We start from the raw sequence: 13,878 nt of genomic DNA on the forward strand, positions 1-13,878 counted from the left end.
AAACGACATGCGCATCATCCGATTTGTACTCCTATTCCTCGTTTGTCTGTTGCCCATATCGGTCGAAGCACATACGAGTTTAAAAAGCTCGAATCCGGCAGAGGGATCGGCATTATCTGAACCCGTCGATCGGATCCGCTTGACGTTTAGTGAGGCTGTTGAAAAAACAAGCACCTTACGTGTAGTAGACGCGAATGGCGTCGAACAGTCTCTCGCAAAACCGCTCATCATCGGAAATGAACTGAGTGCTGTCGTCTCAGAGCCTTTAACGGAAGGAAAATACACGATCAAGTGGGCATCGATTTCAGATGATGGTCATCCCGTTAAAGGAACGATTCGTTTTACGGTACTAGGTGAGGCAAAAGCTGAAACAAGCACCGTAGAAAAGGCTGAGCCGATGGAAACAAAAGCAGCAGTCGTTCCTGAAGCGGAGCCAGTTTCAAAAGGACTCGTTCCGACACTGCTCCCATGGATCGTCGGGGGACTGTTAATCAGTATCGTCATCCTTCTCTTGTTACGTCGTCGCACGACATGAGTGCGTTTCTAGGAGAACTACTCGTCTACATCGGTGGAGCGCTTTGGATGGGCTATTTGGTATTATGCTTCATCCCAAGGAAACGGAAACCGCCATTAATGGACGGTACGTCGTGGGCGGTAGCGGGACTCGGGATGCTCGTTCTTGGAACGAGCATCCCGGTCTTTGGTGCCGTTCGTTTTCTACTTTCGACGCAAACGATGACAGAAGCTCTACGAACGGGGTTACTGGAGTTGCATATCGGTCGGATGTTTCTTGTCGTTTACTTCTCTGCTTTACTCCTGTTGATCGTATTCGCATGGCAAAAGCAACGGTCCATCCTGCTCGCACTCTTGACGATCCCGTTATGGATTGGTATCGCAGGAACGAGTCATGCGGCGGCCAAATACGGTGCGCTCGGGTGGACGCTTCAATTTAGTCACTTCTTATGTGTGACGGCATGGATCGGTGTCGTGTTTTGGATAGCCATCGGTGCCCGCTCGACCGCTCATTGGTCTGCCTTTTTAAGTTGGTTCAGTCCGTTTGCCCGGATCGCCTTTACGGGTGTCATCCTGTCGGGTCTGTTACTGATGCAACTGGCGATTCCACTTGAACGTTATACGAATCTCTGGGGTGTGCCGTACGGTCAAGCGTTGTTGCTGAAGCACCTCCTGCTGCTACCACTTTTGTTCTACGCCTTCTGTAATGGAACGCTCGTAAGGCGTCGGTTGCGTTTTGACTCAACGTACGATCCGCGTCCACTACTACGGATGGAAAGTATCATTTTAGTATTGCTGTTCATGGCGAGCGCTTCACTCAGTCGTCTGGAACAACCGACGCTAGGGCAACTACCGGTCAGTGGTCCAGCAGGGGACGGGTGGGTCTTGATGATTGGCATCGCCACGCTACCATTGCTTTTACTCGGATATCGTCGGCATGCAGTGGGTGTCTTACTGAGTTTATTCAGCGTCAGTTTAATCTATCTTGGGCTGCTAGCGACAGGGTGAGTACAAAAAAACAAGGTAGCGGATCGTTCCGCTACCTTGTTTGACGTAGTCTTATTTCGTTGAAACAGCACAATTCGTCGCTTTCGCAAGAATCTTCGAATAGGCACGTGCTCCCTTGATATTCAAATGGACACCATCTGCTTCGAAGTAAGATGGATGTTTGACGGCAACGGCATGCCAGTCGATCAGTTCGACACGCTTCCGCTTCGATGCCTCCCGTAACATCTGATTGACTTCTGTTTCCCACGGACGCGGGACGCGTGCAGTGACCAGATAGACGTGATCGGCATTTGCGAATTGATCGAGCAAACTATTCAACTGATCCTTCCGGAAGCTCCCGTTCGTTCCGAGGTGAATAATGACTTGGCGTCCGTGCTGATTGTACGCCGCATACTGCTCACTCAGCGGAATCGCTTCTCGCAGCTGACGACCGAGTTTTGCATCAATTGTTAGTTGCTTGAGTGTACTGCCGAGATAATCTTCAACACCGAGCAGGACCGAATCTCCGATTGCAAGCGTCGGTCGGCAGATTTTTCGCTGATCGGGTGTTGCTTTCGGTGTCGTCGGTTTGAGGACCGGTTTTGGTTTTTCTTTTGGCGCCGCTATCTTCTCGAAAGCAGGTTCTGGCTTCGGCGTATCGGAGACAGCAAGAATCGATAAGTTACCGATGAAGCTGACGATAAGAATCGTCAACACGGCAACACTCGTCCACTGCATCGTTGAAAACTGACGTAACTGCCGCGGATGTAACGATAGACGTTTTAAGTAACCGGACAGTCCGTGTTGACGAATCGGACGTTCGATGAAGCGATACGATACTTCGGTCAAGGCGATAAGCACGACGACGATCAATACGGTCCGAAGCAACGAGAACGTTCCGATCTGCTCGACCGGTGTCATCAACGTGATGACGGGAAAATGCCAGAGATATAAACCGTACGATCGTTTGCCGATCGCAACGAGTGCTGGATGTGCAAACCACCGACTCCAGATCGACGCCGGGTGGGCGATCGTAGCAATCAATAACGCAGCAAGAAGCGAGACGAGGAAAAAGCCACCCCGGTATAAGAAGCTTCCGAACTCACTTGTGACGATCATCAGCATGAGTAAGAGCGGTAAAGTAACGGCACCTGTTTGATTCAGTAACCGGACACCACGTTTTGGGATATCGAGCTTAAAGCGGGTCGGTTGCCACGCGAAAGCGAGCAGACTGCCGATCAACAAGGCGAATAACCGAGTATCCGTGCCGTAGTAGACACGACTTGGATCTTCACCGGGTGTGAACTGAATCGCCATCGCGAGCACGGATGCGCCGATCGCAACGCCGATCAATTGCAAAAATAAGCGGCGATTTTTCATTCCGAACCAGAGTAAGATCGGGAATAACAGATAGAACTGCTCTTCGATTGCGAGCGACCAAAGGTTTTGAATCGGTGATGGCTTACCGAACGACTCGAAATAAGAAACATCATGGAAGATATACCACCAGTTCGTCCCGTAAATGAGCGCAAAGGCACTATCTTGGCGAACCGTGTGCAACAGCTCGCGTTCAAAGACGGTCACGTACCCGAGAACGAGTAACAGCATGACGAATAGGGCTGGGAATAGGCGACGGAAGCGATGAATCCAAAACCGTTTCAAATCGAGGCGTCCGGTCGTTTGCCACTCGCGTAACAAGAGACCAGTAATCAGGTAACCGGATAGGACGAAAAAGAGATCAACACCGAGGAAACCACCGGAGAAGAATGAAACAGACAGATGGTAGAGAATGACAGATAGAACAGCAAAGGCACGTAAGCCATCAAGCCCTGGCATATATGTAATCGAACGAGACGAGGATTTCATAAAACACGAACAACTCCTTTAAAACGACAACTAATTTCTAACAGTCTTTAGTGTATCGAATTCCAATTTCAAAGAAGTGTCTAAGAAGTAACAACCTGACTAAAAAAGCACCCGATGCGAACATCGGATGCAATCTTAAGAAGCATGTGGAAAACGACAGGTCACGATGAAGCGGTTGTCTTTTGAAGTCAACGCGACGCTCCCCTCATGACGCGCCATGATTTGCTGAACGATTGACAAACCGATGCCGGAGCCACCAGACGAGCGAGAAGCATCCGACGTCCCGAATGGCGTCAGCCACGTGTTTAGTTCCTCTAGCGTATAGGTCGTTTCAATCGCATTTGAGCAGATCAGCTGAATGTCTTCTGCTTCATCGTTGATCGAAATCCGAAGGTCACCAGTTCCGTGAAGAGTCGCATTGCGAATCAAATTCTCAAGCAAGCGTCGTAAGAGCATCGGATCGGCGAACAATGCCACGTGAGGTGGACCATCGATGACGCCATCGATGCCGCCATCGATGCCGGGAAACAGCTCCAGGACTTGTTCCGTCAGTGTGACGAGATCAAGCGATGTCCGTTCGACTGGATAATCGGTGTTCGATAATTTAGCGAGCGTGAACAATTCGTCGATCCGGGAAGCGAGAGTTTCCGACTGTCGGGTGACGATCGCTAGAAGCTCCGTCCGTTCCGTCGCGGATAACGTCTCGTGTTTTTCGGTTAGCCACTGAATGAAGCCTTGGATTGAGGTCAATGGAGTCCGTAGGTCGTGCGACAGACTCGTGATCAATCGCAACTGCTCGACGAACCGCTCCTGGTCGCGTACGCGTAAGGTGCGGAGTTCCTGTTCGATTCGTTCGATCGATTGGGCGAACAACTTGAATTCCTTCGGTCCTTTGACGGGAGGTAACGGTTCTGTTGGCGCTGGTTCGACCGTCAACCGCTCAAGCCGTCGCTCGAGTTCGCGGAACAAACCAGCGATCCAACGTGTTAAAAGCAGTAGAAAGACGATGAACAAGACGACTTGTAAGATGAAGAAGGCGTTCGAATTACCGACTTGATATTCATTGAGTGTTGGTTTATCGGACTGAACAGTCAAAAAATAGCCAGGCTCACGGGTTCCAAGATAGATCGCTTCGATATGGTGCAATGTCCTAACCTTTCCTGTGTCTGATGGCTCCCGCTCGGTTGGTGTTTGCTCAGCAAGCAGTCGGCTCGGTGTTAAGTCTTTCGGATACTTGTCGGAAGCGCTGACCAGACGACCATTGGCATCGTATACTGCCCACTCATAGGGCCCGGTCGGTATTTGTCCATTTTGATAACGTGTAATGTCCTCTTTAACAGCGCTCACCGTGTCTTCTTCCGTCGTGTAGTAGTAACGGGGAACCGTTTTTCCACCAAGCGGCAATTGACTCGCCAGCAACCAGGCAAGTGCCGTACTCAAAAATGCAGCGAGCAGAAGTAAAACAAGCATCCAGACCGTCAATTTGATCCGTCTCATGGTTCGACCTTATAACCGACGCCCCAGACCGTCTGGAGGTAGCGTGGTTCTTTCGGAACGTCCTCGATTTTATCACGGAGCTTATGGATCAAGACCATGACAGCGTTCGATGCGGAACCAAGTGCTTCCTCCTGCCAAACCCGCTCATACAGGTCGTCAGCCGAAAAAACACGACGCGGATGATTCAAGAAGAGCGCCAGGCAATCAAATTCACGGCGGGTCAGGGCAAGCGGAACATCATACTTAAAGATGACGCGTTCGTCTTCTTTGAGCGTGAATGGCCCCACCTGAACGGCTGAAGCCGTAGTTGGGACATGATACTGGCTGACACGTCGCAGCAGTGCCTTGACGCGGGCGACGACTTCAAGCGGATTGAACGGTTTACCGATGTAATCGTCCGCCCCGAAGGTCAAACCTTGAATTTTATCCATATCTTCGCGTTTCGCCGTCAGCATCAAGATGGGTAACGTGTGACCGGCAGCGCGCGCTGCTTGAACAGTCGAGAAGCCATCGCGAACGGGCATCATCACGTCGAGTAACATCGCATCAACTGGACGCGTTGCAAGAGTCGCTAACGCCTCCTCACCGTTTTCGGATTCGATGATCTCGTAACCTTCATTTGTTAAATAGAGTCGAAGCAATTGACGGATGTCGGCTTCGTCATCAACGATCAAGAGCGTAGGCATGATTCATTTCCTCCTGTTGCACCCCCTCGAAGACGTAAGCCGGGGGAAGATTGTAGAGCGTGTGCGAGTAACTGTGTTCTTGAAAATAATCTCGGAACATCTTGAACTGGAACCGGGTGTATTGAAAGGCGATGAAGTGACCGCCTGGTCGTAGTAACGTTTGGAATTGTGCCAATAAGTCATGCCGCAACGCTGCCGGGAACGAGGCGAACGGGAGACCACTGACGATGATGTCGATTTTTCCGCTCCATGAATCGGATAATCCTTGAACGTCACCAATCAAGAGGGTGACATTCGTTTCCTGAGCTAGTAATTGTTCGAGTGCGGGGCGGAATGTTTCGCTCCGTTCACAAATCAAGAGATGTGTTTCTGGTGAACGAGCGGCCAGTAAAGCTTTGGTGATCGCTCCGTCACCCGCTCCGACTTCAAGAATCTGACGCGGACGATCGGCGACGGCGCGTCGTGCCATCATCTCGGCAAGACGTGGACTGCTCGGTGCGACGGCTCCAACACGGAGTGGTGCGTGAAGTGCTTCTTTTAAGAAATCAAACATGAAAACCCTACTTTCCGTTGAGTATATCATGTAGTATGCACGTCGTCCCTTTCGAAAACAGGACGATGTTTCTTAAGTGAATCTTAAACATATCAATGCCTGATTTTCGGCGACATCGTGACCGGACAAGCCGGTATACTAAGGACAAAGGAGGGGAAGGCGATGGAACATCACACGTATTATGAAGCGCTCGTTCGCCGGGACGCGACGTACGAAGGGACGTTTTTCGTCGGCGTCAAGACGACCGGCATCTTTTGCCGTCCGACGTGTCCGGCACGAAAACCGAAAGCGGAGAACTGTGAGTTTTTTGAGACGGCGCAAGAGGCATTACTTGCCTCTTATCGACCGTGCCGTCGTTGTCATCCGCTTGCTTATCCCGGAGATCATGGTACGATTCAACGCTTGATCGAAGCGGTCGAGGCAGAACCGGACAAACGATTCAAGGAAGCCGATTTTCGAGCACTTGGTCTGGATGAATCAACGGCACGTCGCCAGTTCAAGAAACGCTTCGGGATGACGTTCGTCGCGTATGCCCGGGCACGGCGGATGGGTCTGGCGATGAAGGAGATCCGGACCGGTAAGCCGGTCATCGAAGGACAGTTAGTAGGAGGTTATGAATCGAGTAGTGGTTTTCTTGAGGCGTCAGCACGGATTCTCGGACAGGCACCGTCGCGCTTTGACGGGCAGGTCTTACGCGCCAAATGGCTCGACACGCCACTCGGCTCGATGCTGGCGATTGCCGACGATCAACTCTTACATCTGCTTGAGTTCGTCGACCGACGCGGACTGGAACGGGAAATCGAACAATTGCGTAAGAAAGCACGTGCTGTCATCGTTCCCGGGGAGTCACCGGTCTTTGGACAGATCGAAGCGGAGCTCCGTCGTTACTTCAAAGGAGAGCAGGTATCGTTTCAGACGCCACTGATGCGGTACGGAACACCATTTCAACGCCGCGTCTGGGAAGAACTCGAGCGGATTCCGAGTGGAGAGACGATCTCGTACCAAGAGCTGGCGATCCGGATCGGTCAACCGACCGCTGTTCGTGCCGTCGCACGAGCGAATGGAGCGAACCAACTGGCAATCGTCATCCCGTGCCATCGAGTCATTCGGACGAATGGGGATTTAGGTGGATACGCGGGTGGACTCGCACGCAAGGAAACATTGCTCAAACTAGAGCGCACATAGAGGGGACTGGATGAAAGATGAGTTTGATTAAAGATGTGTTTTCACCGAGTTGGCTCGACCGCTTAGGAGAAGCGGTCGACGTACCGGATTTTCGAAGACGAGTCGAACAGGGAGACTGGAATGAACTCGCGTTTAAACAACGTGTCCGCCGTGTGGCGGAGACACTAGAGACGATTTTGTCACCGTTTCCGGACTCGGTGCCGGAGCTAGAGCGGCTTGCACCGCAGTTTACCGGTCTACCGGGAATCGTCTTTCCGGAGTATGTCGAACGGACAGCAACACTCGCCGACTGGACGCTTGCGTTAGCGACACTCGCCAAGTTGACGCCGCATTCGACGTCAGAGTTCGCCGTTCGCCGTTTTCTACTTGCTGATCAGGAACTCTATCTTGAGCAGGCATTCAAATGGACCACATCAGACGATGAACATGTCCGGCGCTTAGCGTCTGAAGGGACACGACCGCGTTTACCATGGGGACAAGCGATCCCGCGTCTGATTGCTGATCCGCGTCCAGCGTTACCGATCCTTGACGCCTTATTACAGGATCCGTCACTTTACGTCCGAAAAAGTGTCGCCAATCACTTGAATGATATTTCAAAAACGCATCCGGAATACTTGATCGAACGAATTGGACGTCACTTAGGAACAGATCCGAACACGGACTGGATTTTGCGTCACGCCTCCCGGACGTTACTGAAGCGCGGAAACCCAGACGTGTTGCAGTTGTTCGGACACGTTACGCAAGGCGAGGTTGCGGTTACGGACTTGGTCGTCTCACCAGTGACTATTGGTCAAGAGTTACAGTTTTCGTTTCAAGTAAACAGTTCCGTCGAGCAACGTCTGCGTCTTGAATACGCGATCGATTACGTCAAACAACGTGGAACGAGTCGGAAGGTGTTTCAACTGCGGGAGCGGGAAGTTAAAGGTGTCTTACAAGTTGAACGACGCCAATCGTTTCGGAACATGACGACGCGTGTCCATTATCCTGGTACACATACATTAACGATTTTAATTAACGGAGAGGTTTACGCGACAGCAACGTTTGAGGTCGAGGAGGAGAGCTGAATGCAAGGACGACATACGGATTTTACGACGTCACGATTGTTTGTCGAAGCAACGGATGAAGAATCGGGTTGCAAGTGGACGCTGCATGCGTTGCGTGAGAAAACGATTGTCGGGACGATTACCTTCACATGGAATGCATCGACCGGAAACTTACGTTATACGACGACTGATGAGGATGATCAGCGCGGGTACATCACAGAAGCGTTGACGTCGATTTTGTCGTATCTCGCACGGACGTTATTACTGACGCGTATTTACGGCGAAGCGGGCAGTGCGGCGGTCTGGCGTCGGAACGGATTCCAGTTGCAGGCGAATCGATATGAACGCAAACTCTATCATTAAAAAAGCCCCGCCTGCTGAGCAGGACGGGGCTTGTTTGTGATTAGACCGTTGTTTTGGACCAGTTGAAATGGTCGCAAATCGCTTCCGCACTTTCACGTGCGCTTAACGGTTCCGTATCGAGGAAGAGGTAGTTGACGTCCGGCAATTCGCCTGGCAATGAACGTGTTCGGTAACCGTCCGCCGTTTCGCGTAAGTCTTGTTCAGAAGCAGCGAGGTCACGCTTCGTTACTTTGTGCGTCAATCGGTTTTCAGTCGTGTTTCGGTGCAGGCGAGTTGCGACCGGCGCATCCAGTTCAACGATATAGACGTCAGCACCTGCTTGTTCGAATAACTCAACTGTCTCTTCGATGAACTCAAGACCACCGCCTTCGACGCCGAATAGACAGAGGAACGTAAACAGGACACCTTCGAGCGAGCTGTTCGCCATTTCCTTGAACATCTCGCGCCGGATCGTATCTTTTAGGCGATGGTGTGCAGGTTCAGAGAAATCAAAATAAGGCAATAACAGATCGATTGTCTGGTGGTTATGGAAAACTTTCATCTCCGTCAACCGTTCGATTTCCTGACCGATCGTCATCTTTCCGACCGCTTGCGGACCAAGTAACAAGACAAATTTCATAGACGAACCTCATTTCCTTTTTCTGCTAAGAATAGCATATTCCGACGAGTGACATCACTAGAACGTTTGTTCGTAATTTGGTATAATTCAAGTATGAAGTCCCGTCGTGTCCTTGTCTGAAGGAGGACAACCATGCAAGAACAATGGAAAGCCGTCATCGGCTATGTAGGTATATATGAAGTCTCATCACTTGGTCGCGTAAGGTCGCTCGACCGGACGATCGTGACATGTCGCGGTGTCCAGCAACGACGAAAAGGTGTCTTGCTCCGTCCACGGCTCAATCGGGAAGGATACCGCAAAGTCACGCTCTACCAACGTGGTCGAGGAGAGCGGGTGCAGGTCGGATTGCTTGTCGCACAAGCCTTTCTGACGACAGATGTCATGGAAGCGCGACTCGTCCGGCGCAACGGCAAACGGGCTGACGATCAGTTGTCGAACTTAGAGGTTCTGCCTTCGATCGATCAGCAGTATACTGAACTACTTGGTGAGTTTGATCTCTTGTTAGGTCAACATGTGACGCTGTCACCTTTTCAGATTCGAACGATTCGCGCGCAGTACGAAAAAGGGAAAACAACCCGTCAATTGGCAGAGCAGTATCAGGTGACGGAGAACCGGATTCGCAACATCATCGATAAGAAGGAAGCGAAATTTATTAGCTAACTAAAAGTACCGGATATCAAATGAGATATCCGGTACTTTTAGTTAGATTTTTGATTTGCGATATCCAGCACTTACAGCTGCACCTTCTGTACAAAAAACTTTTTCAGGGTCCGTTTTACTATAAAACCTTTGATTAGGAAGGTGATATATTTTCTCACCTGAACTAGAGATATTACCCCGAATATTTAAGCAAGTCTTAGCTTTAGTGTCAGCTTCTGCCTTAGCTTTAGCGTCAGCTTCTGCCTTAGCTTTAGTGTCAGCTTCTGCCTTAGCTTTAGCGTCAGCTTCTGCCTTAGCTTTAGTGTCAGCTTCTGCCTTAGCTTTAGCGTCAGCTTCTGCCTTAGCTTTAGCGTCAGCTTCTGCCTTGGCTTTAGTGTCAGCTTCTGCCTTAGCTTTAGCGTCAGCTTCTGCCTTAGCTTTAGCATCATTTTTTTCTTCAGTGTTATTTTTATGATCATCAGAGTCCAAGTCTTTAGTAGATTGATGACTCTTTGTATTATTGTCTTTATCGTCAGAGTCATCTTCTCCAAAAATAGCGCCACAAGCGCCTAAGAAAATTAAAATAATGAAGATGAGACAACCACAGCCACAACAGCCGCCTTTTTTCTTTTTCTTTTCTTCCATTGATTCATTAACCCCTTAAATATAAAATTACCTACCAAAAAACATTTTATTTCATATTAAATGATAAGTAAATATTGTAATTTAAAGATTAATACTAGGAAAAATGTAAAAAATTAATTTTTTATAGTTTGTTGCAACGAACTGATCCGCGACTCGAGTACAGCACTATGTGTCTTCAATTCTGTTTGCTGAATGACGTGGTGCTGCATCTGTTCCCCGAGCACCTGGCTGTAGGATGAGAGCTCTGACATCAACTGTTGAACCGACTGTAGATGTTCCTGCATGTTCGACTGAACATCTGCGACGATCTGTCGTTGGTGTTCCACGGTACCCAGTGTCGTCTCAATCGTCGTCGCTTCGGTTAGCATCTGTTTTAAATGCTCCGTTGCCGTCTCAAGCTGTTGTGACGTCGAGAGAAACCGTTCCGTCATCTGCGAGAGCGCTTGTTCGACTTGATCGAGTCCTGTCGTCCACATCTGATTGACCTGCCCGATATGGTCCGTACTCGTTCGGATATCGATCGCTAGTTTTTCGACCTCCTTAGCGACGACCGTGAAGCCGCGACCGGCTTCTCCGGCACGGGTTGCCTCAATCAGCGCGTTCAGTGACAAACGGCGTGTCTCTTCAGCAACGCGCTGGATGTGCGAAATTGAGGTTTCCATCTGTTGCTGTAGATGTGAGGTCTGTTGCAAAATCTGCTCTGTCGTCGCGGATTGTTCCTTCAGTAACTGGCTTTCCTCTTGTAAGGTCTCGAGGGTCGTATGATTCGTCTGGACGGTCTGTTGAAAACGGGTTACAGCATGTTGGCTGTTCAGGAGTGTCGTTTGCATTTCGCTTAACGCATCGTGTCCTTGGGCAGTCAAACGTGTCGAGGCGACGATTGTCTGATCCATCTGTGTCGATTGCGCAAGTAAAGAACCGGCGACTTCATCGACGGCTTGGACCGATTGATCCATTGCGGATAAGCGCGAAGAGAAGTGAGGCTGGACGGATTCAAGTTCCTGACTGGCTTGTTGCATCTCCGTCGTTAAGTCATTAATTTGTTGCATCAACTGATTGTATTGAAACGTCAGCTGTTGTAACTCAAAGGTCGTCGTTTTGAGCGTTAATGGACGATACGATCGCTTCGCATGCGCTTCTTCAATCTGTAAGGCGAGTTTCGATAACGGTGCCAGTTGGCGTTGAATCCGCCAGCGAATCAACAGGCTGATGCTGACAAGTGTGACTACGCTCACCCAGACGAGTGTCCAAGCTAAATCTCGAGCAGGGGCGATTAATTTATCACGGTCGGTCGTCAGTAAGATGACGTCATCGAGTTCTGGAATCGTCATCGCGACAAGAAATTGGTCTTGATACGAAAAGGCATATGTACGTGCATTCTTTAAGTGCTGTAGTAGTTGTTTTCGTTTTGCCGGTTCGAGTGTCAACGGTCGGAACGCCTCACTCGTGTTCAGGCTTTGGAAGCGAACCGTGTAGTCGTCACGTGATAAGTCGGTTCGCTGTTGCTGTTGCAATCGTTTAATGGCACGCGAGCGGTCTGCTGCGTCATCCGGGTACGCCAGAAACGTTGCCCGGACATTCGCATCGAACATCGTTAATTCACGCATCAGCCGTTCCTCGGTTGCTGCGACGGATTGTTGATAGGAAGCGTAGACGCTTAGACCGCTGATCACGATCAGTCCGATGGCGACGATCGGAATCAACCATCCATTTAATTGTTGTGCCAGTAATCGTTTTTTCATAAGCATAAAAAACATCTCCTCCCGTGTACCTATCGGAAGGAGATGAAGCAACATGTATTAAGGTGTTGTACGGCTTGTGTAAAGGTCTTGTGAATCTAATTCACGTAAATCGGAAGGACAGTCGCAAGATGTGTCATAAGTGCTTGTGTCTCTTCTTTTGGTTCAGATGTGACGTAAATGATCAACGCAGCAGCAACGATGACGAAGATGGCGATGACGAGAATGATGAAGAACGGCATCTTACTTTTTCGTTTTTCAGCTTGACGATCCATGAAAGATTCCCCCTTAATGATGTAGACGATAGACATATTTGTTTGATTCCCTCTCTTCTTGTTTGAAAACCTTGGAAAAAGAGGGGAATGTGTAATCTGACGGGAATAGAGTAAACATCTGAAATGGAATGAGGAGGATGTCGTCGTGCTTACGTTGCTCAATTCATTGTTGTTGAACTTTTCCCTATTGATTGCGACATTGCTGTTCGCGTTTTTACCGCTACGACGAATCGAGCGGATCTCACCCAACTCCTCCTTACAAGTCCGACTCGCAATCGGTTGTATCGCGGGTTTGATTGGTGCGCTGTTGATTTTCAACAGTATCTCCTATGACGTCGCAAAGATTGATTTGCGTCTCGTTGCACTTGTTACGGCGTACTTTTACGGAGGGTTAGTCAGCGGTAGCATCACGATGCTGTTCATCATCGGTGCCCGATTTGCGGTGACACCGGCTGGCGAATACGAGGGGCTGATCCTGACGACCTTGATCTGTGTCGCGTTACTCGTGACAGCGACGATTTATCGTCGGTTTGCTGCTCAGCGAATGAAGGATTATCTCGTGTTGCTTGGAACAGGTATCGCATACAGCTTACCGGCGCTCTATTTATTGACGAACACGTTCGAGCGGTTTTTAGAGATTGCGCTCGTCTATATCATCGTCATCATGATTGGTGGTTACGTGACCTATCGTTTCTTACAAGAACTCCGGAAACACTTTTTATTCGTGCACACGCAACAAGAACTGGCTTTAACGGATGGGCTGACGCAACTGGGAAATCGCCGGAAGCTAGATGAGACGTTAGCCGAGTACGCTCAGAACGGAACGGTCTTTTCCGTCCTCATTCTTGATCTCGATCATTTTAAATCAATCAATGATACATATGGACATGAAGGAGGCGACGTCGTCTTACGACAACTCAGCCATCTCTTGCAATCGTATTGTCCGGAACAGGGCGTCGTCGGTCGGTACGGTGGTGAGGAGTTTGTTTTACTATTGCCGGACGTACCACTCCGACAAGCGGAACGACTCGGGGAGCGGATTCGATCTGCCTGTGCTGATCAACACTTCGTTTATAAGGAACATCCAGTGTTTCATGTCACATTATCGCTAGGGGCTGCCTCTTCCGATCAAGCATCAACCGTATTTGAGACCGTCCAGAAAGCGGATTTAGCATTGTATGAAGCTAAACAAACTGGGCGAAATCGTGTTGTCTGTTACCGAGACCCTTTGCTGTAAATAAAAGCTTGCCCCGCTCGACCGATTGGTC

At 49.7% G+C, this 13,878-nt stretch carries 15 protein-coding genes; 7 read left to right on the forward strand and 8 right to left on the reverse strand.

Going from position 1 to position 13,878, the window contains the following annotated elements:
- Positions 1-7: 7 nt before the first annotated feature.
- Entirely contained in the window at positions 8-535 is a 528-nt protein-coding gene (locus AYO36_RS11885; protein ID WP_064300536.1) for a copper resistance CopC family protein, read from the forward strand.
- Positions 532-1,521, forward strand: coding sequence for a copper resistance D family protein (locus AYO36_RS11890; protein ID WP_197484529.1), 990 nt, complete (start codon positions 532-534; stop codon positions 1,519-1,521). Before AYO36_RS11885 ends, AYO36_RS11890 begins: the two co-directional genes overlap by 4 nt.
- A gap of 51 nt (positions 1,522-1,572) precedes the next feature.
- On the opposite strand, the gene AYO36_RS11895 is transcribed toward AYO36_RS11890, so the two are convergent.
- From AYO36_RS11895 to AYO36_RS11910, 4 genes are all read right to left on the reverse strand, one after another.
- Positions 1,573-3,366 (reverse strand): acyltransferase family protein, encoded by a 1,794-nt coding sequence (locus AYO36_RS11895; protein ID WP_064300538.1) that lies wholly within the window; start codon positions 3,364-3,366, stop codon positions 1,573-1,575.
- 135 nt (positions 3,367-3,501) lie between these two features.
- Complete coding sequence (locus tag AYO36_RS11900; protein WP_064300539.1) at positions 3,502-4,863, reverse strand: sensor histidine kinase; 1,362 nt, start codon at positions 4,861-4,863, stop codon at positions 3,502-3,504.
- Positions 4,860-5,549, reverse strand: coding sequence for a response regulator transcription factor (locus AYO36_RS11905; RefSeq protein WP_050676879.1), 690 nt, complete (start codon positions 5,547-5,549; stop codon positions 4,860-4,862). Before AYO36_RS11905 ends, AYO36_RS11900 begins: the two co-directional genes overlap by 4 nt.
- Complete coding sequence (locus AYO36_RS11910; protein WP_064300540.1) at positions 5,527-6,102, reverse strand: class I SAM-dependent methyltransferase; 576 nt, start codon at positions 6,100-6,102, stop codon at positions 5,527-5,529. Before AYO36_RS11910 ends, AYO36_RS11905 begins: the two co-directional genes overlap by 23 nt.
- A 162-nt stretch (positions 6,103-6,264) precedes the next feature.
- Between AYO36_RS11910 and AYO36_RS11915 the strand changes: the two genes are divergently transcribed.
- Genes AYO36_RS11915 through AYO36_RS11925 form a run of 3 tightly spaced genes read left to right on the forward strand, consistent with a single transcriptional unit; the run spans position 6,265 to position 8,693 of the window.
- A complete protein-coding gene (locus tag AYO36_RS11915) occupies positions 6,265-7,287 on the forward strand; it encodes a bifunctional transcriptional activator/DNA repair enzyme AdaA (protein ID WP_064300541.1) in 1,023 nt (340 codons plus the stop codon).
- Positions 7,288-7,304: 17 nt separating this feature from the next.
- The gene (locus AYO36_RS11920; protein ID WP_064300542.1) at positions 7,305-8,351 is read left to right on the forward strand and encodes a DNA alkylation repair protein; all 1,047 of its coding nucleotides are present in this window, start codon (positions 7,305-7,307) and stop codon (positions 8,349-8,351) included.
- Positions 8,352-8,693: a GNAT family N-acetyltransferase gene (locus AYO36_RS11925; protein ID WP_064300543.1), complete on the forward strand. Its 342-nt coding sequence runs from the start codon at positions 8,352-8,354 to the stop codon at positions 8,691-8,693.
- A 40-nt stretch (positions 8,694-8,733) separates the two neighbouring features.
- Here AYO36_RS11925 and AYO36_RS11930 read toward each other — a convergent pair whose 3' ends face one another.
- A complete protein-coding gene (locus AYO36_RS11930) occupies positions 8,734-9,312 on the reverse strand; it encodes an AAA family ATPase (RefSeq protein ID WP_064300544.1) in 579 nt (192 codons plus the stop codon).
- A 132-nt stretch (positions 9,313-9,444) separates the two neighbouring features.
- Between AYO36_RS11930 and AYO36_RS11935 the strand changes: the two genes are divergently transcribed.
- Positions 9,445-9,972 (forward strand): NUMOD4 domain-containing protein, encoded by a 528-nt coding sequence (locus AYO36_RS11935; RefSeq protein ID WP_064300545.1) that lies wholly within the window; start codon positions 9,445-9,447, stop codon positions 9,970-9,972.
- 42 nt (positions 9,973-10,014) lie between these two features.
- On the opposite strand, the gene AYO36_RS16925 is transcribed toward AYO36_RS11935, so the two are convergent.
- From AYO36_RS16925 to AYO36_RS16930, 3 genes are all read right to left on the reverse strand, one after another.
- A complete protein-coding gene (locus AYO36_RS16925) occupies positions 10,015-10,596 on the reverse strand; it encodes a sunset domain-containing protein (RefSeq protein ID WP_064300546.1) in 582 nt (193 codons plus the stop codon).
- Between the two features lie 113 nt (positions 10,597-10,709).
- Positions 10,710-12,344 carry a methyl-accepting chemotaxis protein gene (locus tag AYO36_RS11945; protein ID WP_064300547.1) on the reverse strand — a complete coding sequence of 545 codons (1,635 nt, stop codon included), beginning with the start codon at positions 12,342-12,344 and terminating at the stop codon, positions 10,710-10,712.
- Between the two features lie 89 nt (positions 12,345-12,433).
- Positions 12,434-12,610 (reverse strand): hypothetical protein, encoded by a 177-nt coding sequence (locus AYO36_RS16930; RefSeq protein WP_023466867.1) that lies wholly within the window; start codon positions 12,608-12,610, stop codon positions 12,434-12,436.
- Between the two features lie 145 nt (positions 12,611-12,755).
- On the opposite strand from AYO36_RS16930, the gene AYO36_RS11950 reads away from it, so the two are divergent.
- The gene (locus AYO36_RS11950; RefSeq protein WP_064300548.1) at positions 12,756-13,847 is read left to right on the forward strand and encodes a GGDEF domain-containing protein; all 1,092 of its coding nucleotides are present in this window, start codon (positions 12,756-12,758) and stop codon (positions 13,845-13,847) included.
- Positions 13,848-13,878: the final 31 nt, after the last annotated feature.

Source organism: Exiguobacterium sp. KKBO11 (genome assembly GCF_001644945.1).
Taxonomy (GTDB): Bacteria; Bacillota; Bacilli; order Exiguobacteriales; family Exiguobacteriaceae; genus Exiguobacterium_A; species Exiguobacterium_A abrahamii.